Source organism: Sphingobacterium sp. SGG-5, from assembly GCF_011043525.1.
Taxonomy (GTDB): domain Bacteria; phylum Bacteroidota; class Bacteroidia; order Sphingobacteriales; family Sphingobacteriaceae; genus Sphingobacterium.
The window spans coordinates 1-1,240 of record NZ_JAAKGO010000024.1 but is presented as its reverse complement, the minus strand read 5'-3'; the positions used below and the strand labels follow the sequence as shown (position 1 = coordinate 1,240).

Genomic DNA, 1,240 nt, shown 5'->3' with positions numbered 1-1,240 from the left:
CTCGGTGACGGTACGCATAGCCAACGATGAGGGTGCGGCACTGCCTGTCCGTCTGTACAAGGCGGTATCGCCCAACGGCGACGGGATCAACGACTTCCTGATGATCGAAGGGGTACGTGACTACCCGGAGAACAAAGTGACGATCTTTGACAAGTCCGGCAAGGTGATGGCGGAGATAGAAGAATACGACAACCGGAACAACGTGTTCCCCGGTGGCCGCACTGTACGCGACGGTACATATTACTATTACCTCGACATCAAGGACGGCGGCACATGGAAACGCGAGAAAGGGTTCTTTGTTGTCCGCAGGCATTAGTTCCTTGGTTTTACATGGTTACGGAGTTATATAGTTACAAGGTTACAATTGCTTACGGAGTTACAAGGTGTTAGTAGTCAGTTATCAGGTGCGGTTTGCAGAAGGAAGCGAATAAGGAATAAGGAGAAGAAGCAGAAACCGTACAACTAATTAAAATGTCGCCTCAGCGGGTCGCGGATAGCAGGAAGGAAGAGACATTGTAGCGGGCCGGTACAGCGACGAGTTTTTTGTTACTTTTTTGACGGCCAAAAAAGTAAGAGAAGCCCCATCGCGGCTCGAGTGATAAAAAAGACAGGGAAGAGAAAAAGAAATAAAGAATTAGAGCAATAAAAAGAGACGAGAAACAAAAGATAAAAAGAATATATGAAACAATACATAACCCTATTCACAGTATTAGCGCTGCTGCCTTTCACCCTCAGGGCCCAACACGGCGTGAGCTACAACCAGTTCGGCCAGCTCCGCAACACCTTCAACAGCTCGCTGAGCACGATGGACCTTGGCGGTAGCTTCTCCATGCTTGGCCGCAGCCAGTGGACGGGCGTGGACGGGGCACCCAAATCCATCTGGGCGAGCGGCAACGTTGGGCTGCGGAACGCCCTGCTGTCGGTAGGTCTTGATGCCAAACATGCCGCCTACGGTGTCACCAAGGAAAGCGAGTTCTCGGCCTATGTGGCCAAGGCCGTACGCATTACCGAATATGAGTACCTGAGCCTATCGATGGGCGGCGGCTTCGTGCACTTCCAGGGCGACTACAGCAGCATTGACGACCAGAACGATCCTTCCTTCCGGGACAACATCCGGGAGACGGGCGGTTTCCTGAGCATCTCGACGAGCTACTACCGTCCGGAGCGCTATTACTTCGGTGTGTCGATGCCGCGGTTCTCGCTGAGCCGTCCGGACGATATCGAATACGAGTTCAGGAAC

At 52.5% G+C, this 1,240-nt stretch carries 2 protein-coding genes; both read left to right on the top strand.

Annotated features, from left to right (window positions below; genetic code table 11):
- A partial coding sequence (locus G5B30_RS17090) for a gliding motility-associated C-terminal domain-containing protein (RefSeq protein ID WP_165321224.1) occupies positions 1–316 on the top strand: 316 nt, incomplete at its 5' end.
- Between the two features lie 363 nt (positions 317–679).
- On the top strand, positions 680–1,240 hold a 561-nt coding region (locus G5B30_RS17085), incomplete at its 3' end, for a type IX secretion system membrane protein PorP/SprF (protein WP_165321223.1).